The organism is Delftia sp. BGA-UO-ETr-SB1, from assembly GCF_059567865.1.
On sequence record NZ_JCAQOW010000004.1, the window covers coordinates 538220 to 557451 of the forward strand.

Annotated in this window: 18 protein-coding genes; 7 read left to right on the forward strand and 11 right to left on the reverse strand. The window is 68.2% G+C overall.

Translation table 11 applies throughout. From position 1 onward, the window contains the following. Positions 1–16 precede the first annotated feature (16 nt). The gene (locus tag AC57B5_RS02905) at positions 17–904 is read right to left on the reverse strand and encodes a LysR family transcriptional regulator (RefSeq protein WP_034398388.1); all 888 of its coding nucleotides are present in this window, start codon (positions 902–904) and stop codon (positions 17–19) included. Between the two features lie 139 nt (positions 905–1043). On the opposite strand from AC57B5_RS02905, the gene AC57B5_RS02910 reads away from it, so the two are divergent. Further along, positions 1044–2597, forward strand: a complete 1554-nt coding sequence (locus AC57B5_RS02910) for an MFS transporter (protein WP_496398680.1) — start codon at positions 1044–1046, stop codon at positions 2595–2597. Here the strand turns inward: AC57B5_RS02910 and AC57B5_RS02915 are convergent. After that, on the reverse strand, positions 2590–2949 hold the full coding sequence (locus AC57B5_RS02915; RefSeq protein ID WP_043825588.1) for a hypothetical protein: 360 nt from the start codon (positions 2947–2949) through the stop codon (positions 2590–2592). The two genes, AC57B5_RS02910 and AC57B5_RS02915, sit on opposite strands and share 8 nt — an antisense overlap. 247 nt (positions 2950–3196) lie before the next feature. Here AC57B5_RS02915 and nikR point away from each other — a divergent pair, with 247 nt between their 5' ends. From nikR to AC57B5_RS02930, 3 genes are all read left to right on the forward strand, one after another. Continuing rightward, a complete protein-coding gene (gene nikR / locus AC57B5_RS02920) occupies positions 3197–3655 on the forward strand; it encodes a nickel-responsive transcriptional regulator NikR (protein ID WP_202759867.1) in 459 nt (152 codons plus the stop codon). Between the two features lie 128 nt (positions 3656–3783). Further along, complete coding sequence (locus AC57B5_RS02925) at positions 3784–5808, forward strand: TonB-dependent receptor (RefSeq protein ID WP_496398681.1); 2025 nt, start codon at positions 3784–3786, stop codon at positions 5806–5808. Between the two features lie 10 nt (positions 5809–5818). Continuing rightward, positions 5819–6535, forward strand: a complete 717-nt coding sequence (locus AC57B5_RS02930; protein ID WP_496398682.1) for a DUF4198 domain-containing protein — start codon at positions 5819–5821, stop codon at positions 6533–6535. A 73-nt stretch (positions 6536–6608) separates the two neighbouring features. Here the strand turns inward: AC57B5_RS02930 and AC57B5_RS02935 are convergent, their stop codons facing one another. Continuing rightward, positions 6609–7631, reverse strand: a complete 1023-nt coding sequence (locus AC57B5_RS02935; RefSeq protein ID WP_496398683.1) for a tripartite tricarboxylate transporter substrate binding protein — start codon at positions 7629–7631, stop codon at positions 6609–6611. Beyond that, the gene (locus tag AC57B5_RS02940) at positions 7628–8950 is read right to left on the reverse strand and encodes an arylsulfatase (protein ID WP_063327938.1); all 1323 of its coding nucleotides are present in this window, start codon (positions 8948–8950) and stop codon (positions 7628–7630) included. The genes AC57B5_RS02935 and AC57B5_RS02940 overlap by 4 nt, the downstream gene beginning before the upstream one ends. Positions 8951–9100: 150 nt before the next feature. Here AC57B5_RS02940 and AC57B5_RS02945 point away from each other — a divergent pair, with 150 nt between their 5' ends. Continuing rightward, on the forward strand, positions 9101–9997 hold the full coding sequence (locus AC57B5_RS02945; protein ID WP_013802902.1) for a LysR family transcriptional regulator: 897 nt from the start codon (positions 9101–9103) through the stop codon (positions 9995–9997). 56 nt (positions 9998–10053) lie between these two features. Here AC57B5_RS02945 and AC57B5_RS02950 read toward each other — a convergent pair whose 3' ends face one another. Beyond that, positions 10054–11352, reverse strand: a complete 1299-nt coding sequence (locus tag AC57B5_RS02950) for a D-amino acid dehydrogenase (RefSeq protein ID WP_492385249.1) — start codon at positions 11350–11352, stop codon at positions 10054–10056. Between the two features lie 114 nt (positions 11353–11466). Here AC57B5_RS02950 and AC57B5_RS02955 point away from each other — a divergent pair, with 114 nt between their 5' ends. Then, the gene (locus AC57B5_RS02955; protein WP_012204957.1) at positions 11467–11952 is read left to right on the forward strand and encodes a winged helix-turn-helix transcriptional regulator; all 486 of its coding nucleotides are present in this window, start codon (positions 11467–11469) and stop codon (positions 11950–11952) included. 332 nt (positions 11953–12284) lie between these two features. Beyond that, a complete protein-coding gene (locus AC57B5_RS02960) occupies positions 12285–13514 on the forward strand; it encodes an IPTL-CTERM sorting domain-containing protein (protein WP_496398684.1) in 1230 nt (409 codons plus the stop codon). Positions 13515–13540: 26 nt separating this feature from the next. Here AC57B5_RS02960 and AC57B5_RS02965 read toward each other — a convergent pair whose 3' ends face one another. From AC57B5_RS02965 to AC57B5_RS02990, 6 genes are all read right to left on the reverse strand, one after another. Then, the gene (locus AC57B5_RS02965; protein WP_496398685.1) at positions 13541–14410 is read right to left on the reverse strand and encodes a phosphodiesterase; all 870 of its coding nucleotides are present in this window, start codon (positions 14408–14410) and stop codon (positions 13541–13543) included. Continuing rightward, complete coding sequence (locus AC57B5_RS02970; protein ID WP_013802897.1) at positions 14397–15458, reverse strand: ABC transporter ATP-binding protein; 1062 nt, start codon at positions 15456–15458, stop codon at positions 14397–14399. Before AC57B5_RS02970 ends, AC57B5_RS02965 begins: the two co-directional genes overlap by 14 nt. Continuing rightward, a complete protein-coding gene (locus AC57B5_RS02975; protein WP_496398686.1) occupies positions 15448–16245 on the reverse strand; it encodes an ABC transporter permease in 798 nt (265 codons plus the stop codon). The genes AC57B5_RS02970 and AC57B5_RS02975 overlap by 11 nt, the downstream gene beginning before the upstream one ends. A gap of 2 nt (positions 16246–16247) precedes the next feature. Beyond that, positions 16248–17105: an ABC transporter permease gene (locus tag AC57B5_RS02980; protein ID WP_202759858.1), complete on the reverse strand. Its 858-nt coding sequence runs from the start codon at positions 17103–17105 to the stop codon at positions 16248–16250. Further along, the gene (locus tag AC57B5_RS02985) at positions 17102–18139 is read right to left on the reverse strand and encodes an ABC transporter substrate-binding protein (RefSeq protein WP_496398687.1); all 1038 of its coding nucleotides are present in this window, start codon (positions 18137–18139) and stop codon (positions 17102–17104) included. Before AC57B5_RS02985 ends, AC57B5_RS02980 begins: the two co-directional genes overlap by 4 nt. Positions 18140–18218: 79 nt before the next feature. Continuing rightward, the gene (locus AC57B5_RS02990) at positions 18219–19208 is read right to left on the reverse strand and encodes a LacI family DNA-binding transcriptional regulator (RefSeq protein WP_046239741.1); all 990 of its coding nucleotides are present in this window, start codon (positions 19206–19208) and stop codon (positions 18219–18221) included. Positions 19209–19232: the final 24 nt, after the last annotated feature.

Genomic DNA, 19232 nt, shown 5'->3' on the forward strand with positions numbered 1-19232 from the left:
GATGCGCTGACCCGGTTCAGGCAAACAGCCTGTGCGCCATGAATTCGAGAAAGGCCCTGACCTTGGGCGAGAGGTCGCGGCCCGGGGGCCAGACCATCCAGACCGTGCCCTGGGCGTTGGCGGTGAACGGGTCGAGCACGGTCTGCAGCAGGCCCTGCTCCAGCTGGCGGGCCACGGTGAAGTCCGGCAGGCAGGCAATGCCCTGGCCGCGCAGCGCCAGGAAGATGCGCATCTCCACGCTGTTGCAGACCACGCTGGAGGGCAGCGCGGGCGGGGCGGTGTCGTCGTCATTTCCCAAGGGCCAGCGCTCCAGCCGGCCGGTGGCCGGATAGCGGTAGTGCAGGCATTGGTGGCGGGCCAGGTCGGCAGGTTGCGCCGGCCTGCCATGGCGCTGGAAATAGGCGGGCGAGCCCACCAGCACGCGCCGGAAGCCGCCCAGCCGCCGGTGTTTGAGGCCCGAGTCCTGCAGCGGCGCGGCGCGTATGGCCACGTCAAAGCCGTCGCCGATCACATCGACCAGATGGTCCGAGAAATTCAGGTCCAGTTCGACCTCGGGGTACTCCAGCAGGAAGTCCGAGAGCGCCTGCTCGAACAAACCGCAGTGGCGTGGCAGGCTGACCTTGAGCCGGCCCTGGGGCCGCTCGCCCGCATGGCGCAGTTCCTGCTGCGCGGCCTCGACCTCGCAGAGGATGCGCCGGCAGCGCTCCAGAAAGCGTTCGCCCTCGGCCGTCAGTGCCAGCGTGCGCGTGCTGCGGTTGAACAGGCGCACGCCCAGGCGCTCCTCCAGCCGCGCCACGGCCTTGCCCACGGCCGAGGGCGACAGCCCCAGCTCGCGCGCCACGGCAGAGAAGCCCAGCCGCTCGGCCACGCGCACAAAGAGGCCGATGCTGCCCAGGCTGTCTATTTCCATGTGCTGTGTGAAGAGGTGTGTGAAGAAGATAATTTGAGACTCTAGTGTCTCAAGTGTTCGGAAATGAAGATGGATTGTCTCAGATGAAGGCGGGCCTACGCTGGCGGTCGTTTCTTGAAATGGCGCACAAACCATGTCTTCCCTCTCTCGCGGCAGCCCCCTCAAATGGCTGCAACTGCTGGCCGTCTGCCTGACGGGGCTGCTGATTCCCCTGAGCTTCACAGGCCCGGCCGTGGCCCTGCCTACCATCCATGCCGAGCTGGGCGGCACGCCCTCCCAGCTGGGCTGGATCATGAATGCCTACATCCTGAGCTACGGCAGCGCCATGATGGTGGCCGGCAGCCTGACCGACATCCATGGCCGGCGCCGCCTGTGGCTGCTGGGGCTGGCCTGGTTCGGCCTGCTGAGCTTTGGCGTGGGCCTGGCAACCGATCTGCGCTGGGCCGATGGGCTGCGCCTGCTGCAGGGGCTGGGCGGGGCGGTGGCCTTTGCGGCGGCCATGTCTTCGCTGGCGCCGCTGTTCGAGGGCGCGGCGCGCATGCGGGCCTTCAGCCTGCTGGGCACGACCTTTGGCCTGGGCCTGGCCTTCGGCCCCTGGGTGTCGGGCCTGATGGTGGACAGCCTGGGCTGGCGCTGGGTGTTCCATGGGACGGGGCTGGTGGCGCTGCTGGGCCTGCCCATGGTGATGGCCAGCGCGCGGCGCGATGAAGCCGTCTCTGGCGACCGGCCCGACTGGCTGGGCGCAGCCCTGTTCACCCTGGCCCTGGGCGGCTTCACCTACGGCGTGCTGATGGTGCCCGAGCGCGGCTGGTTCCATGCCGAGGTGCTGGGGCCGCTGGCGCTGTCCGCCGTGCTGTTCGTGGTCTTCGTGGCGGTGCAGCGGCGCGTGGCCCGTCCGTTGCTGGATCTGTCGCTGTTCTCGCAGCCGCGCTTTCTGGGCGTGCAGCTGCTGGCGGCGTCACCGGCGTTTCTGTTCATCTCTTTGGTGGTCATGCTGCCCGGACGCTTCATTGGCGTGGAGGGCCTCAGCCCGCTGGCGGCGGGCCGCATGATGGGCTGGCTGGCGGCGCCCTTGCTGGTGGTGCCGCTGCTGGCGGCCCTGCTGGTGGGCCTGTTGGCGCGCTGGATCAGCCCGGGCCGACTGTCGGCGGCCGGTCTGCTGCTGGCCGCGGCGGGCCTGTGGTGGCTGGCGGCTGCCTTCGGGCAGGGCGCCGGTCCGGCGTTGGCGCTGCCATTGCTGCTGATAGGCACCGGCATTGGCCTGCCCTGGGGCCTGATGGACGGGCTGGCCGTGAGCACCGTGGCGCCAGACCGCGTGGGCATGGCCACGGGCATCTTCAACACCGTGCGCATCTCGGCGGACGGCGTGGCCCTGGCCGTGGCGGGCGCCGTGCTGGCGGTGCTGGTGGAGGGGCAGCTTGGCGGGCTGTCGCCCAATGCGGGCCTGCGGCGCGAGATGGCCGGGCAACTGGCCCAGGCCGATTTGGCGCGCGCCGCCCAGGCGCTGCCGGGGCAGGACGGCTTGCTTGCGCAGGTATACGGCGCGGCCTTCCACGATCTGTTGCTGCTGCTGGCGGGGCTGGCGGTGGTCACGGCGCTGGCCGTGCTGTGGCTGCTGGAGCGCAAGGGCCGGGCCGTGTCTTCCCCGGAGCAACTGGCCCCGCAGGCCGGGCGCAGGCTCAGCTAGCAGGCTGCAACTGCACGCCCAGGCGCGAGAACAGGATCTGCCGGCCATCGCCCTGCAGGCGCTGTATCACCATGCCGCCATCGCGGTGCAGGTAGATGCGCAGGGCGCTGCCGTTGCCGGGATCGTGGTCCAGGTAGCAGGGGTCTTTGTCCAGGTCCTTCCAGCCGTGAAAGTCTTCCAGCCGGCGTGTACTGATGCGGCGCAGCTCGGTCTCGGGGGCCGCGAAATAGCTGTGGGTCTGAAGCCACAGCGTGCGCAGCTGCTCGAAGGACTGTTCGCGCGAGGAACAGGCGGGCGCAGCCTCCAGCAGGGACAGCAGCATGTCCAGAAGCTGATCGAATGAATACTGCATGCCGCGCCCCTTTCAGCGATCGACGGTGCGCACTGCGCAACCTCGATCAGGGTAACCGGATATTGCGCGAATGTGAACAAAGCATGACCGTGGTGGTTTGTCGCTATTGCCAGCCTGCGCCGACAGTGATTGGCGCGGGTGTTGCATGCAGGGCACCGGCCTGGATGGCCGGACAATGGCCGGGCACATCCTGCGTGATGCCGACCTTTTTTGTTCCCGCCACCTGTTTCCCCCACTTCTGCTGCCCATGGAACGCTTCACCATCTCCATCGACGACGACCTGGCCCGTGATTTCGACGCATGGATCGCCGCGCGCGGCTACGACAACCGCTCCGAGGCCATCCGCGACGTGCTGCGCGCCCACCTGGCCCAGGTGCGCGAGCGCGAGGACGCCGACGGCCTGTGCGTGGCCAACCTGTCCTATGTCTACAACCACCACGAGCGCGACCTGTCCGAGCGCCTGGCCAGCCTGCAGCATGACCACCACGAACTGCACATGGCCACCACCCACGTGCACCTGGACCATGAGCAGTGCATAGAGACGGTGATGCTGCGCGGCCCGGCCAGCGCCGTGCGGCGATTTGCCGACACCATCACGGCCGAGCGCGGCGTGCACCATGGCCAGCTCAACGTGGTGATGGCGCGCAAGGCAGAGCCTGGCGGGCACGATCACGCGCACCACCATCCGCATTCGCACGACGATTGAGCCAGCCCGGGGCCGGGCGCCTTGCGCAGCCCCTGTCACGCAGGTCGGTATGAAGTTTGCTTTTTTCTTCATACAACTCCTGGACCCGCATGACACATCCTCTGAAAATTCCTTCTCGGCCCTGCGCCTTGCACCAGATTGCGGCGGCCGGCCTGCTGGGCCTGGCCGCCATTCCCCAGGCTGGTGCACAGCAGGCGACGGATGCCGCGGCCAGCCTGCAGCCCGTCGAGGTCAAGGGCCAGACCGCGCGTGGTGCCTCGGCCGCCTACACCACCACGGTGATCGAGGCAGAGGACATCGCCAACGCCCATGCCAGCCATCCGCAGGAGCTGCTGCGCCAGGTGCCCGGCATGAATGTGCAGAACTACCAGCTGTCCGGCGTGGGTGACGCCATCGTCATGCGCGGCTTCGGCGGTGGCGGCCATGGCGGCGACGTGGGCGTGGTGCTGGACGGCATTCCCCTGAACGAAGCCATGTCGCATGCCGATGGCTATGTGGACCTGGGCGTGATCGTGCCGCTGGAGATGGAGCGCATCAGCATCTACAAGGGTCCCGTGTCCGCGCTGTACGGCAACTTCAACCGCGCAGGGCTGATGGCGATAGAGACGCGCAAGCAGGGCGACTACACCCCCTACCGCGAGGCCGACGTGAGCCTGGCCTCGCACGGCACGCTGGACGCTCAGGCGGCGCTGGGGCTGAAGCCGGGCGATGGCGAGTTCCTGAACCTGGCGGCCCAGCACTACCGCACGGACGGTTTCCGCGCGCAGTCGCAAATGCAGCGCAGCACGGCATCCCTGCGCTGGAGCAAGCGGCTCTCGTCGCAGCTGGAGGTGGCGCTGTCGGCACGGCTGCACCATGGTGAGGGCGACTCGCCTTCGTACCTGACTGCGGGGCAGTTCGCGCGCGATCCGCAAGGCATGGACCCGCGCGCCATGAACGATGGCACGCGCAAGAACTTCGCCACGCTGCGCGCCGATGTGCAGTACGCGCTTTCGCCCCGGCTGACCTGGCTGGGCCATGCCTACACCACGCAGCAGAGCTTCACGCGCTGGTTCAGCCGGCCCATCGACGCACTGCAGTGGCGCCAGCGCGAGGAAAGCTATGACCGCGCCGTCTACGGTGCCGGCACCAGCCTCAATGGCCGCCATGTCACGGCGCTGACCCCGATCAACTGGGTGGCTGGGCTGGAGGCCGTGCGCGAGTCCACCGACTACCAGTTCTACGATGGCCTGCAGTGGCGCGAGCGCACCGGCGCTGCCCTGGATGACCGCAATTCCAGGCTCAACACCCTCTCGGCCTTTGCAGAGGTGGATGCGCCCGTTCACCGCCTGCTGCAGCTGTCCGCCGGCCTGCGCTGGGATCGCTTCACGGGCGGCTGCCGTCCCAACGGCCCTGAGGCGGGCAGCGACCCCTGCGGCCCGCTGGCACGCACGGCGCATGCCAGCCCCAAGCTGGGCCTGCGCTCGCAGGTGGCGCCGGGTGTGCTGCTGCGCGCCAGCTGGTCCGAAGGATTTGCGCTGGCCAGCGATTTCGCCAAGTACGCGCTGGGCGCCGCGCAGCTCGATCCCAACATCTTCCGCCAGACTGAAGTGGGCGCGCAGATCAAGCCTATGCCGGGCCTGGTGCTGGATGTGGCGGCCTATCGGCTGCAGTCCTCGGGCGAGATCCGCAACGTGGCGCCTGGCGTGTACGAGAACTTCGGCGCCACGCGCCGCACGGGCGTGGAGGCCAGCGCGCTGTGGGCCGTGCGCAAGAACCTGGACCTGCAACTGGCCTGGGGCAGCGCCCATTCGCGCGTGACCGAAAACGGCAACCCGGCCCTTGTCGGCAACCAGGTGGCCGGCGTGCCCCGGCAGACCGCCACCGTGGGCCTGGCCTGGCGCCCGGTGGCGCAGTGGGAGGGAACGCTCACCTGGCGCCGCGTGGGCCGCTATGCCGTCACGGCCGACAACAGCGCGTTCTACGGCGGCTACGCCACCTGGGACCTGGGCCTGAGCTGGCGCCTGCCTTCGGCGCGCAGCCGCATCTACGCCGTGGTCTCCAACCTGGGGGACAAGGCCTATGCCACGTCGGCCTCGGTCATCCGCGGCGTGCCGCTGTTCGCGCCCGGCGCGCCGCGCACGCTCAAGGTCGGCGTGCAGACACAGTTTTGAGGAGGAAAAAATGAAATCCAACCCCTGTTTCGCATCCGTTGCAACCGCCGCATTCGTGGTCCTGCTGGCCTGCGCGCCGCTGGCCCAGGCCCACAACGTCTGGCTGGAGCCCGATGCCGACGGCGCCTACACCGTGCAGTTCGGCGGTCATGAGGGCCAGCTGGAGAACTTTGCGGCCGGCAAGCTCAAGAGCGTTGAGGCCTATGACGCGCGCGGCCGCCGCATCGACGTGGCCGTGCAGCCCGTGCCCGGCGGCGCCCGCGCCACGCCGGCCCGCAAGGCCGCGCTGCTGGCCGCGCATTTCGACAACGGCTTTTTCAGCCGCGTGGGCGAGGGGCCGATGGTCGAAAAGCCCATGACCGAGAACCCCGGTGCCACCAGCGGCGTGCATGCGCTCAAGTTCCACAAGACCATCCTCGAATGGGGCCCGGTCACCCGCGAGAAGCTGGGCCAGACCCTGGAGATCATCGCCAGGACCCGCCGCTCGCCCCACGCGGGCGAGCCCCAGCAATTCCAGGTGCTGCTGGACGGCCAGCCCCGGGCCGGCGTGCGCGTGTCGCTGGGAGAAAGCGGCCCCCCACTGGCAACCGATGCCGACGGCCTGGTGACCGTCACACCGCGTGCCGGCATGAACCAGCTGCTGGCCATCGTGCGCTTGCCCGTGGCAGGCGATGCGCGCACCACCAGCCTCAGCTACGAGTACCTGCTGGGGTTCTCGGCGCATTGAAAGGGGGTGGCGGCCCGGCCCGGCGTGGCCCGGCCTGGCGTGGCCCGGCCTGGCGCGGCCCGGCGCTGTGGGGTCAGTCCAGCGCCAGGCGCCGGTCTGCGGCCAGCTTCTTCCACTTGGCGTTGTCCTGGGACATGAAGCGCTGGATCTCGGACAGGGACATGGGCGTGGCCACGGCCCCGGCGGCCTGCAGCGTGGGGCGCAGCTCGGGCGACTGTATGGCCTGGTTGATCCACTGGTTGAGCTGGGCCAGCCGCTCGGGGGGCGTGCCGGAGGGCACGGCCACGGCATACCACTGGGTGGCCTCGTAGCCGGGCACGCCGGCCTCGCGCATGGTCGGTACATCAGGCAGGCTGTCTATGCGCGTGGCGCTGGTCACGGCATAGGCCTTCAGCCGGCCCGACTGGATGTGCGGCAGCACGGGCGTCACGCCCAGCATGGCCAGGGGGATCTGCCCGCCCACCACATCGGTCACGGCCTGCCCGCCGCCCTTGTACGGCACATGCACCATGCTGGTGGCCGCCAGGGCGTTGAGCAGTTCGCCCGCCAGATGCTGGGAGGTGCCCGTGCCCGAACTGGCGTAGCTCCATTGGCCCGGTTTGGCTTTCATGGCGGCTACCAGTTCGCCCAGGCTGCCGGCCGCACCCGGGGCAGGGCCCACCAGCACCATGGCGCCCCGGGCCATCACGGCCACGGCGGTCAGCTCGCGGCCCACCTCGGGCTGGCGTGGGCCGGACAGCTGCGGTCCGGGCACGGAGACCAGGGTCAGGCCATCGGCAGGCGCCTTGGCCGCCGCCTGCAGGCTGATCGCGCCCGAGGCGCCCGGCCGGTTCTCCACCACCACGCTGACACCGGCCCTGGCCTCCAGTTGCCGGGCCACATGGCGGGTCAGCACGTCCAGGCTGCCGCCGGGCGCAAAGCCCACGATCCAGGTGATGGGCTTGCCCTGCGGGGCGTGCGCCGGGGAATCGGCCGCGCGGGCCGTGGGCAGTGCAAGGGCCAGCAGGGCTGCGGCGGCAAGGGGGCGCAGTGCATGGCGGCGGGTGGTCGGCAGGCGGCCGCTGGCCTGCGGGGCGGGTAGGGGTGCGCAGGTCATTGGTCGGGGGCGCCGGGCGCGGTGTTGGGGTGTGCCTTGCAGCTTTCGTTGAAGCGCTGGACCATGGTCAGCATGGGGTTGAGCACCCAGGTGTTGAAGATCAGCACGTCATGCTCCTCCTTGGGATCGCGCACGATGTTGAACAGGTAGGGGGACTCCAGCTTGCCCTTGCTCTCGTTGACCTCGGGCTCCCAGTAGAAATGCAGCTTCCAGTCGCGCCACTTCGCGGCCCGCAGCTGGTCCTTGATGTAGAAGAGAAAGCCCTCGCGCGCGGACCGGGGCTCGCCCAGCAGGAAGGCCGTCTGGTCCAGGCCGTCGATGGGCCGGTCCTGCGGCACGGCGGCGCCCGCCACCGCCGCCAGGGTGGAGAAGATGTCGGTCACGTGCATGATTTCATTGCTGGTGCGCCCGGCCTGGATGCGGCCCGGCCAGCGTGCGATGAAGGGCACGCGCAGGCTGCCCTCCATGGCCGTGTGGTAGGTGCCGCGCCAGGGGCCGGCCGTGCCGCGGTAGGGCTGGCGGAACTCGGGGCCGTTGTCGCTGCAGAAGATGAACAGGGTGTCCTCGCGCAGGCCGAGCCGGTCGATCTCGTCCGAGATCTGGCCCACGCGGTGGTCCATCTCCACCATGGAGTCGGCAAAGTCGCCCTGGCCGGTGCGGCCCGCGAAATCCGCATGCGGCAGCGTGGGAAAGTGCAGGTGCACCAGGGGCAGGTACAGAAAGAAGCGGCGGTCCCGGGCGTGGTTGCGGCGCATGAAGTCCAGCGAGCGCTCCACCAGCTCGGCGTCGATGTTGCGCCGCGATTCCAGGTCATAGACCTTGACATCGTCCGAGGGCGCGCCCGCGCGGCCTTCCATGATGTGGGGCAGGGGCGCCACCAGGGGGTCGTAGCCCGTGGTCGCGGTGAACTGGCTTTCGTCCGTGGTGCGGGGAATGCCGTACCACTCGTCGAAACCCCGGTCCGAGGGATAACGGCCCGGAATGTCCCCCAGATGCCATTTGCCGAAATGCGCCGTGGCATATCCCTGGGCCGACAGCAGCTGGGCCAGCGTGGTCTCGCCGCGCGTCAGGCCCTGTGGCAGCCCGGCCGGCACCGATTGCAGGGCACCCGTGCGGATGGGGTGGCGCCCCGTCATCAGGGCCGAGCGCGTGGGCACGCAGTCGCTTTCCACATTGAAGTTCTGCAGCAGCAGTCCCTCGCAGGCCAGCTGGTCGATGCGCGGAGTGGGCGCGCCGCGCAGCGCACCGCCGCCGTAGCAGCCCAGCTCGCCCCAGCCCAGGTTGTCCGCGACGATGAGCACGATGTTTGGTGGGTTCATGATGTGGCTCAAAAAGTTTCCATGCCAAAACTCTAGCCACAAGCCCTGTCTTGGTGATAACCAAACCAGCGAAAATCGATGCACATCTGGAATGGCTTTGCTCGGCAAGGTAGCAAGCTTTCTCGTTTTTCTTCGTTGACAAGGAATGGCATGACGGGATTTGCCTATAACGAGCTGGCCTGCTTTCTGGCCGTGGCCGAGCATGGCCATTTCGGGCGTGCGGCCGCTGCCCTGCAACTGACCCAGCCGGCCGTCTCCAAGATCGTGCGCCGCGTGGAGCAGGGCGTGGGAGCGGCCCTGTTCACGCGCGGAACGCATGGCGTGGCGCTGACCAGCAGCGGCCAGCTGTTCATGGAGCCCGCGCGTCAACTGGTGCTGCGGCATGAGGAGACAATGCGCGCCGCCAGCGACATCCAGGCCCAGCATGTGGGCCTGATCCGCCTGGGCTTCACGCAGGCCACCTCGGAAAGCCGCGCCACCCGGGCCGTGGCCGAGCTGCTGCGCCGCCGCCCCGGCCTGCGCGTGCGGCTGACCGTGGGCAAGTCCGACGACCTGGAGCGCGCGCTGCTTGACGGCAGCCTGGACCTGGCCGTGGTGCCGTCCTACCCGGGCCATGCCACGCGCTGCGCCCAGGTGGTCATCGGCGAGGATGAGCTATGGGCCGCCGCACGGCCGCGCCACCCGCTGTTCCAGCTGGCGCTGGAGCAGGGCCTGAGGTTCGGGCATTTGCAGGGCTACTCCTGGGCCTTGCCGGCACCGGGCGCCGCCGTGCGCAAGGTGGTGGATGAGGCCTTCGCGGCCCAGGGCCTGGGCGCGCCCACCGTGGCCCTGGAGATCCAGCACAACACCGAGGCCACCATCGACATCGTGGGCCAGACCGACCTGCTGTGCTACGTGCCCAGCCATGTGCTGCGCAGCAATCCCGAGCGCCTGCAGTCCCTGCCCATCCCCGAGCTGCGCACGCGCCGCAGCTGGCTTCTCATCAGCCACCCCAAGGCCCATTGGTCGCCGCTGATGTCCGCGCTGCGGGACCTGACGCTGGGGTAGCGGCCCGTTCAGCAGGGCCGGGGCAGGCTGCCTCAAGTGTTCAAGATGTCTTGCGCTCAGGCGGAGACGGGGGTGGAACTGCCCCCCAGGTGCCGGGCCGGCCGGTGCGTGTAGCGGTCCAGGGCCAGGCCGTCGGTGCTGATTTCCGGGCTGCGGCCGGTGATCAGGTCGGCGATCAGCCGGCCCGAGCCGCAGGCCATGGTCCAGCCCAGCGTGCCGTGGCCGGTGTTCAGGAACAGGTTGGCATAGCGCGTGGCGCCGATGATGGGCGTGCCGTCCGGCGTCATGGGCCGCAGCCCGGTCCAGAAGCTGGCGCGCGCCACATCGCCGCCCGGGAACAGGTCGTTGACCACCAGCTCCAGCGTGGCGCGGCGGCGCGGGTCCAGGCGCAGGTCGAACCCGCCCAGCTCGGCCATGCCGCCCACGCGGATGCGGTCGTCAAAGCGGGTGACGGCAATCTTGTAGGTCTCGTCCAGCACGGTGGACTGCGGCGCCAGCGCCGGGTTGCCCAGCGGCACGGTGAGCGAATAGCCCTTGACGGGGTAGACGGGCAGGTCCAGCCCCAGCGGCTCCAGCGCCTGGCGCGAGTAGCTGCCGAAGGCCATCACGTAGCGGTCTGCGGTCAGCAGTTCTCCATTGACGCGCACGCCGGCAATGCGGCCGCCTTCGACCACCAGGCCATCCACGTTCTGGTTGAAGCGCAACTCCACGCCCAGGCCGGTGGCGATGCGGGCCAATTCATTGGTGAAGCGGTGGCAGTCGCCGGTCTCGTCCTTGGGCAGGCGCAGGCCGCCGGTCAGCCGGTCGCGCGCCTGGGCCAGGGCGGGTTCCACCTGGGCGAGCTGGTCGCGGTCCAGCAGCTCGAAGGGCACGGCGCATTCGCGCAGCACGGCCACGTCGCGCTCCACGGCGTCCAGCTGGGCCTGGGTGCGGAACAGCTGCAGCGTTCCGCCCGTGCGCTGCTCGTAGGCGATGCCGGTATCGGCGCGCAACTGCTGCAGGCAGCTGCGGCTGTACTCGGCCACGCGCATCATGCGTTCCTTGTTGACGGCATAGCGCTGGGCAGAGCAGTTGCGCAGCATCTGCGCCATCCAGCGCAGCTGGAACAGGCTGCCGTCCAGGCGCACGGCCAGCGGCGCGTGTTCCTGCAGCATCCACTTCAGGGCCTTGAGCGGAATGCCGGGCGCCGCCCAGGGCGTGGAGTAGCCGGGCGATACCTGGCCTGCGTTGGCAAAGCTGGTTTCGGACGCGGGCGCATTCTGCCGGTCCAGCACTGTGACCTCGGCACCGGCCCGCGCCAGGTAGTACGCACTGGTCACGCCGATGACACCGCCGCCAAGAACAAGGACTTTCATACGATTCACCGCCAGGTCAACAAGATGAAATCAAAGTCTATTGACGATGAGGCAGTGGAAACCACTGAAATATTGCTACTCTCCAGTGATTGATAAGCCCCGGGAATCGCAGCCATGGCCGCCAAAAGTGAAAACCGCGTGCTCGACCGCACCGACCGCAAGATCCTCGACATCCTGCAGCGGGACGGCCGCATCTCCATGACCGAACTGGCCGAGCAGGTCAGCCTCTCGGCCACGCCCTGTTCGGAGCGCGTGCGCCGCCTGGAGCGCGATGGCGTGATCACCGGCTACCACGCCCATCTGTCGCCCGAGGCGCTGGGCAAGACGCTGCTGGTGTTCGTGGAGATCAAGCTCTCGTCCAAGTCGGGCGAGGTCTTCGACAAGGTGCGCCAGGAACTGCTGCACGTGCCCGACGTGCTGGAGTGCTTCCTGGTCTCGGGCAGCTTCGACTACCTGGTCAAGGCCCGCCTGGGCGGCATGCGCGAGTACCGCCGCCTGCTGGGCGACATCCTCAAGAAACTGCCCGTGCCGGCCGAGTCGCACAGCTATGTGGTGATGGAAGAGGTCAAGGAGACGCTGGCGCTGCCTGTGGACCGGTGAGGGCGCCGTCCTCGGCGTTCCAGGTTCGGATCTACCGCCATTCATCACTGTCATTTACTATTTGAAACTTTTGTCACAATATATTCGATTCAAATTGGGTATTGTGCATTCCAATCAAGAAAGATATTGGGCGGCAGATGGGTTGTTATGCAGTTCCGCATTCATCGGCGCTCTCCGTTGAAAAGTAAACAGGACGACAACCTGGAGTTCAATTCCAATGGTGGGATTGCAAATATTTGTCATTGGATGGTGGCTGTAGGGGATTGGTGATTTTTAAAGTTCAATACCAGTGATACCTTGATAGCGTAAATCTATCTATCACTGGGAGTTCTATGAAAAATCACGCCCTCATGGCTGCCTTGATGGCCGGCGCAGCACTCTCGGCCTGCCCCCCCGCCAGCGCGCAAGTGACCCGTTACTACGGGGAGATGAGAACCTCCTACTCGGATTTCCAGGATCGCACGGCCTGTCCCCTGGGGTCTCACGGCTCATGCCAGGATTTTCCGAGGACCGCCCGCCTGGCCGGCTGGTTTGAAACGGCCGCACCCTTGCAGCCCAATCTGGACGAGAGCGAGATAAGGGCGCTGGTGACTTCCTATAGTTTCTCGGACGGATTGAACACCTACAGCAGTTCCGATCCGGATGTGCGCGCATTCATATTCAGGGTTTCCACGGACAGTGGGTCCAATATCGTGAGAAACAGAATCCACCTTCAACGCTGGCTGACGGGGAACAATCCGCACCGCTCCATCAATCAAATTGGCCCGGGTGGATCTCCCAATGATGTGGATATGCTGAGCCGGTTTGAAATGGCCACGGAACAGGTGGGTGCCATGAACAACGCGATGTGCGCTTCCTTGTTCTCGGAAACATCCCAGCAGGTCAGCTATTCGGGTGAGAGCGACACTTGTTTGGGGACCTACGAGATACCCGGCAACGGCGTGTCCGTTGCGTGGACCGGGGCGCCCGTGCAAAACCAGAACGTCATGTCCTGGCACAGGGAGGCCGTGCATCCTGCCCTGTCGTTGACCCACAGCATCTCGCCCGCAGGCCAGGTGCAGGCGGGGCAGGAGGTGCGCTACACCATCACCGTCAGGAATACGGGGACCGTGGCCGCCACCCAGGCGCAGATTGCCGACAGCCTGCCTGCCGGCCTGGAGCGCGCCACCTGGACCTGTACGCCCGGTGCCAGCACGCCATGTCCCGTGGCGTCAGGCTCCGGATCGCTGGCAGTCACGGTGCCCGTGTTCGCGGCAGGAGACTCGCTGGTTTTCACCGTGATGGCCAGCGTGTCCAACCCGGCGCCCGCAACCATTACCAATGTGGCCACGGTGGATGCCGGGGACCCGTCGGTGCAGTGCATGCAAGCAGGGCAGGTCGTGGGAACGGTGCCGTGCATGGCTTCCGCGTCCATCAATACGGTGGCGGCTCCCCCCGGCGGTGGCCAGGTGACCCCCGTGCCGACGCTGCAGCACACAGCCCTTGTGGTCCTGAGCCTGCTGGCTGCAGCCATCGGATGGATGGGGCTGGGGCGGCGCCAGCGGGTCGGCGCGGGCCGCTGACGCGGCCAGGGCGCGCCGGCCCGGGCTCAGTCGATCAACCGCCCGTCCGCATCCCAGAACGGATGCGGCCCGTCGAATTGCCCGCTGGCCACGGCATGGCTGACCAGTCGGCCGCCGTGCGGCAGGGCGTGCAGCATGAAGCCGGGCGGCTCCAGCGTCCAGGCCGATGCGGCGTCGGGCGCCAGGTCCAGGCAGACCTGGTGGGCGGGCGCGGGCGAGGTCATGGCCACCGTGCCGCCGAAGCCGACCTGGATGCTGCGGTGCAGGTGGCCGCAGATGACGCGCTGCACGTTGGGGTGGCGGCGCACCAGGTCTTCGAGTGCCTGGGCACCCTGCAGCAGGCCGATCTTGTCCATGTGGCCTATCAGGGTCTCGAAGGGCGGGTGGTGCATGGCGATCACCACCGGGCGGCCCTCGCTGGCGGCCAGCTGCAGCTCCAGCCATTGCAGGCGCTCCTCGCACAGCGCGCCCTCGCTGTGGCCCGGCACCACGGTGTCCAGCGCGATCAGCCGCAGATCGCCAATGTCCACGGCGTACTGGATGAAGCCTTCGCTGCGCAGCCAGGTGTGCTCGGGAAAGGCGGTGCGCAGCGCGTCGCGGTCGTCGTGGTTGCCGGGCAGCAGGTAGATGGGAAGCTCGCCCAGCGGCGCCAGCAGGCTGCGCAGGTGGGCGTATTCGGCGGGCCGGCCGAAGTCGGTCAGGTCGCCCGTGATCACGACGGCGTGCGGCTGCTGCGGCAGGGCCAGCACGCTTTGCACCGTGCGCTCCAGGTATTGGGCGGTATCGATGCGGCGGTAGGTCAGGCGGCCGGGTTCGCGGATATGCAGGTCGGTGAGCTGGGCCAGGAAGGTGGTCATGGAGGGGCGGGAAGTGCGATGGCTTTCAGGCTTGGGCATGGTTGGGCATCCATTGGTGGGGGGCGATGCGCAAGGCCACGCGGTCGCCCGATTGCGCGGCGTGGTCGCGGGCCACGTCGGCCATCAGCGGCGTGTGGCCCGCCAGCTCCAGCGTGAGCTGCAGGCGGTCGCCCAGGAAGACGCGGCGCGCCACCGATGCGGGCACGGCGCCCGGCGTGCCGGCGGCGCAGACCTCGATGTCTTCAGGGCGCAGCAGCAGCCGGGCCGCGCCCGTGCATTCGGCCGGGCAGGCCAGCTCCATGCCGGCCAGCGCCAGCCGGTTGCTGCGCGCATCGTCTTCGCTGCGTTCGACCTGGTTCACGCGCCCCAGGAAGGTGGCGACAAAGGGATGGGCCGGTCGGCGGTACAGGCTCTCGCCGTCGCCCACCTGCAGGATGCGGCCTGCCTGCATCACGGCCATGCGGTCGGCAATGGCCATGGCTTCCTGCTGGTCGTGCGTGACGTGGACGGCGGTGATGCGCAGCTGGCGCAGCAGCTGGGCCAGCTCGTCGCGCAGGGTTTCCTTGAGTTTGGCATCCAGCGCGGTCAGCGGCTCGTCCAGCAGCAGCACGCGCGGGCGCGAGGCCACGGCGCGGGCCAGGGCCACGCGCTGGCGCTGGCCGCCGGACAGTTCGGCCGGGCGCTTGTGCTCCAGGCCGTTCAGGCGCACCAGGTCCACCAGTTCGCCCACCACGCGGCGCTGCTCCTGCTCGGACACGCCGCGTATGCGCAGGCCGTAGCCAATGTTGGCCTGCACGCTCATCTGCGGGAACAGCGCGTAGTGCTGGAACACCATGCCCACCTGGCGCTTTTCTATGGGCACGCGGGTGACGTCGGTGTCGCCGAAGGCGATGCGGCTGCCCGCATCCGGCGTCTCCAGCCCCGCGATGATGCGCAGCAGCGTGGTCTTGCCGCAGCCCGAGGGGCCGAGCAGGGCCAGCACCTCGCCGGGCTCCACGCGCAGGTCGGTGGCCTGCAGGCCGCGCGTTCCGTCGGCATAGGTCTTGGCGCACTGCCGGATGTCGATGGCGACGCTGTTACTTTCCATAATGCTTCTCGATGAAATGCCCCAGCGCCTGCAGCAGCCACATCACGGGCAGGATGACGATGAGGAAGATGAGGGTGTAGGCCGAGCCCACCTCGATGCGCATGGACGCATAGCTGTCGGCCAGGCCCACGGGCAGGGTGCGCGTCAGCGGCGTGTGCAGCATCCAGGTCAGGTTGAACTCGCCCATGGACAGGGTGAACACCATCAGGCAGGCGGCCACGATGGCGGGCAGCACGGCAGGCACCAGCACGCCCAGGAAGCGCTGCGTGAACGAGGCGCCCAGGCTGCGCGCAGCCTCCTCCAGCGCCACCAGCTCCTGGCGGCGCAGTGCCGAGCCCACCATGCGCACCATGAAGGGCAGGGTGAACACCACATGGCCCACCAGGATGAAGGCAAAGCTCTGGCGGAAGGCGGCCACGCTGCCATAGGCCAGCAGCAGGGCCAGGGCGCTGGCCAGGCCCGGAATCGCCACGGGCAGCGTCAGCAGCTCCTCGAAATGCCGGGCCCAGTGCGAGCGGCTGCGCGCCAGCGCATAGGCGCAGGGCACGCCCAGCACCAAGGTCATGGCCACGCAGGCGCAGGCCAGCAGCAGCGACATCAGCACGGTATTGCCGTAGCCGGCCCAGACCTCGGCCAACCAGCGCGTGGTCAATCCGCTGGCCAGGCCCTGGCCGTAGTTCTGCACCAGGCCGGCCAGCACCGACAGCAGCATGGGCGCCAGCATGAACAGGGTGACGGTGGCGGTCACCAGCCACATCAGCGGTGGCATTTTTTGTGTGGTCCGCATGGTCAGACTCCTGTGGCGGCGGGACCCGCCCAGCGCCGCGACAGCCACAGCACCAGCCAGGTGATCAGCCCCAGGCTGATCGACAGGCTGGCGGCCAGGGCGAAGTTGGCGTAGTTGGTGAACTCGTTGTAGATGGTGATGGGCAGCACCTCGAACTTGCTCGACAGCGTGAAGGCCGTGCCGAAGGCGCCGACCGACGTGGCGAAAACGATGGCGCCGCAGGCCAGCGTGGTGGGCAGCAGCTGCGGCCACCACACATCGCGCGCCACGCGCCAGCCATTGCCGCCCAGCGAGCGCGCGGCCTCTTCCAGGTGCGGGTCCAGCGCCTCGGCCGCTGCCGTGTAGGAGGCAATGGCGCGCGGCAGCGAGAAGTACAGGTAGCCCAGGAACAGGCCCAGCAGCCCGTAGGCGAAGGTGATCCGCTCGCCGCCCAGGGCCACCGACAGATCGGCCAGCGCGCCCTGGCGACCGCCCAGCAGGATGATGAAAAAGCCGATGATCACGCCCGGAAACGACAGCGGCAGCGTCAGCAGCGACAGCAGCAGGCCGCGCCCCGTGAAGCGGTGGCGCGCCAGCGCAATGCCCATCACTGCGCCGATCAGCAGCGTGGCCAGGGTCACGGCCAGCGACAGGGCCAGCGTCTGCAGCAGGCTTTGCAGGTACAGCGTGTCGGTCAGCGTGGCGAAGTAGGTGCGCCAGCCTTCACGCGCCGGCAGCGCCAGCAGCAGGCCGGCCGGCAGCAGCCAGAACGCGGCAAAGAAGGCCACGGCCGGCGCGCTGCAGGCCAGCAGCAGCGCGCGGGCGCGCCAGTCGCCTGGCGCTTGGGAGGGAATGCCCACGATGCAGTCCGCCGGGCTCAACGCACTTCACGCAGGTAGCGCGTGGAGAAGCCCTTTTGCACATCGGCCATCTTCTGGTAGTCCACCGAGGTGGCGCGTGCGTACTCGCTGCCGGGCAGGAAATGGCCGGCCACTTCCTTGGGCAGGGCCACGTCGCGCACGGGGCGCAGGTAGGCGTTGGCCCAGATGGACTGGCCCTTGTCGGACAGCACATAGTCCAGCACCTTCTTGCCGTTGTCCGTGTGCGGCGCCTTGTTCACCAGGCTCATCACATAGGGCATGACCACGGTGCCTTCCTTGGGGATCACGAAGTCCACGTCGGCCTTGTCCTTGTAGCGGGCGCGGTAGGCGTTGAAGTCGTAGTCCAGCAGGATGCCGATCTCGCCCGACAGCAGGCGCGCATACGAGGTCTGCTTGGGCACGATGGGCTCGTTCTTCTGCAGCTTCTTGAAGTAGTCGATGGCCGGCTGGAAGTTGTCCAGCGTGCCGCCCATGGCCTGGTTCACGGCCACGGCGCCCACATAGCCCACGAAGGCCGAGGCCGGGTCCAGGTAGCCCACCAGACCCTTGTATTCGGGCTTGAGCAGGTCTGCCCAGGACTGAGGCACGGGCTTGCCGCCCAGTGCCGCCTTGTTGACCATGAAGCCCAGCGTGCCCGAGTGGATGGTCACCCACTCGCCCTTGGGGTCCTTGAGGCCGGCGGGAATCTGGTCCCAGTGGGCGGGCTTGTAGGCGGCGACCACGCCGTCTTTCTGCGCCTGGATGGCGAAGGTCACGCCCAGGTAGGTCACATCGGCCACGGGGCTGGCCTTCTCGGCCACCAGCTGGGCCAGCGACTGGCCGGAGTTCTTGTTGTCGGGCGGCACGGTGATGCCGGTATCGGCCTTGATGGCCTTGATCTGCGTGCCCCAGTCGGCCCATTCGGGCGGGCAGTTGTAGCAGATGGCGCTCTGGGCCAGCGCCGTGCCGCAGACGGCGGTGGTGGCGGCCAGCAGGGCAAGGCGCTTGATGGAGGGCTTGAAGGAGAGCTTGAAGGGAAGGGCAGTCAGTTTCATGGTGCGTACTCGAAGAGGTGGGGGAGCGTTGGGAAGGGAAGGGCGCGGCCTTGGCTTGCGCGGGCCGCTGTTGTTGGTTTCAAAGCCGGCAGGACTCGCCGCTGCGCCAGCCATGCGGCAGGCACAGGCTGTCCTGCGCGGCCAGTGTTTTCTTGCCCGCCAGCGCATCGCACAGCAGGCGCACGCAGGCCGAGCCGATGTCGTGGTTGGGCTGGGAAATCGAGGCCAGCGAAGGCGTGAGATCGCCCGCCATGGCAATCCCGTCAAAGCCGACCACGCTCAGGTCCGCAGGCACGCGGAACCCGGCCAGCGATGCCGCGCGGATGGTGCGTATCGCCAGCAGATCGTTGCTGCAGACAATGGCCGTGGGCGGAGCCTGCTCGCTCAGGTGCTGCTGCAGCATCTGCACGGCGGTGGCGGCAAAGGGCACCTCCCAGACGGGCAGCGGCGACAGGCCTGCGGCCTGCATGCCCAGCGCATAGCCGCGGCAGCGCTGCTGGGCGCGGTCGGACGCGCGCAACTGGCCCGTGACCATGCCGATGCGGCTGTGGCCTGCCGCAGCCAGGCGCAGCACCAGCTCCCTGACGGCGCCCGTGTTGTCCACGCCCACGCAGGCATGCTCATGGGTGTGGTGATAGGCCAGCACATAGGGCTTGCCGGCCTGGCGCACACGCGCCAGCGCCGCCGAATCGCCAGGGTTGGAGACCACCAGCACCAGCGCATCCACCCCGCTGGCCAGCAGCCGCGTGGTGGCCGCGTCTTCACCGGCGTGGTCGTATTCGGTGGTGCAGGGCGAAATCGCATAGCCGCGCAGCGCCGCCTGCGAGGCAATGCCCTGCAGGCACTCGGCAAACACCGGATTGGTGAGCGTGGGCAGCACCACGCCCAGCACCTTGCTGCTGCGCGTGCGCAGCGTGCGGGCGCTGGCATTGGCCACATAGCCCACTTCCTGCGCCACGCGCAGCACCGTGCTGCGCGTTTGCGCATTGACCACCTCCGGCGAATTGAAAACCCGCGAAACAGTGGCGACGGACAGTCCCGCGCGGCGTGCAACCTCGGTGATGCTCATGGATGTAAACGATTTCTTGAAAAC

Coding starts and splice junctions, on each gene's coding strand:
- AC57B5_RS02910 (WP_496398680.1), top strand. CDS start 1,044: ATGTCTTCCCTCTCTCGCGGCAGCCCCCTCAAATGGCTGCAACTGCTG.
- AC57B5_RS02915 (WP_043825588.1), bottom strand. CDS start 2,949: ATGCAGTATTCATTCGATCAGCTTCTGGACATGCTGCTGTCCCTGCTG.
- nikR (WP_202759867.1), top strand. CDS start 3,197: ATGGAACGCTTCACCATCTCCATCGACGACGACCTGGCCCGTGATTTC.
- AC57B5_RS02930 (WP_496398682.1), top strand. CDS start 5,819: ATGAAATCCAACCCCTGTTTCGCATCCGTTGCAACCGCCGCATTCGTG.
- AC57B5_RS02935 (WP_496398683.1), bottom strand. CDS start 7,631: ATGACCTGCGCACCCCTACCCGCCCCGCAGGCCAGCGGCCGCCTGCCG.
- AC57B5_RS02940 (WP_063327938.1), bottom strand. CDS start 8,950: ATGAACCCACCAAACATCGTGCTCATCGTCGCGGACAACCTGGGCTGG.
- AC57B5_RS02945 (WP_013802902.1), top strand. CDS start 9,101: ATGACGGGATTTGCCTATAACGAGCTGGCCTGCTTTCTGGCCGTGGCC.
- AC57B5_RS02950 (WP_492385249.1), bottom strand. CDS start 11,352: ATGAAAGTCCTTGTTCTTGGCGGCGGTGTCATCGGCGTGACCAGTGCG.
- AC57B5_RS02955 (WP_012204957.1), top strand. CDS start 11,467: ATGGCCGCCAAAAGTGAAAACCGCGTGCTCGACCGCACCGACCGCAAG.
- AC57B5_RS02960 (WP_496398684.1), top strand. CDS start 12,285: ATGAAAAATCACGCCCTCATGGCTGCCTTGATGGCCGGCGCAGCACTC.
- AC57B5_RS02965 (WP_496398685.1), bottom strand. CDS start 14,410: ATGCCCAAGCCTGAAAGCCATCGCACTTCCCGCCCCTCCATGACCACC.
- AC57B5_RS02970 (WP_013802897.1), bottom strand. CDS start 15,458: ATGGAAAGTAACAGCGTCGCCATCGACATCCGGCAGTGCGCCAAGACC.
- AC57B5_RS02975 (WP_496398686.1), bottom strand. CDS start 16,245: ATGCGGACCACACAAAAAATGCCACCGCTGATGTGGCTGGTGACCGCC.
- AC57B5_RS02985 (WP_496398687.1), bottom strand. CDS start 18,139: ATGAAACTGACTGCCCTTCCCTTCAAGCTCTCCTTCAAGCCCTCCATC.
- AC57B5_RS02990 (WP_046239741.1), bottom strand. CDS start 19,208: ATGAGCATCACCGAGGTTGCACGCCGCGCGGGACTGTCCGTCGCCACT.